Raw genomic sequence first — 230 nt, forward strand, 5'->3', positions numbered from 1 at the left:
TCTGGGTACCGAGCAATATATCCCCTTCACCCTTGCCAAATTTATCTAATAGCTTCTCGTGGGATCCTTTTTTCCTAGTCGTATCCACATCCATTCTAATAACACGGGTCTTGGGAAGTATTTTCAGTAGTTCTTCTTCTACTTTTTGCGTTCCTGACCCAAAGAAACGAATAGATTCTCCTTCACAATCAGGACATCGTGATGGAACCGTTTCTGCATGACCACAATAA

At 41.7% G+C, this 230-nt stretch carries 1 pseudogene; it reads right to left on the bottom strand.

The annotated features are described in order from the left end of the window. Positions 1–230: pseudogene (locus AOA59_RS32930) on the bottom strand (primosomal protein N'); the annotation flags it as partial.

The organism is Pseudomonas sp. 2822-15 (genome assembly GCF_002742515.1).
GTDB lineage: Bacteria > Pseudomonadota > Gammaproteobacteria > Pseudomonadales > Pseudomonadaceae > Aquipseudomonas > Aquipseudomonas salomonii.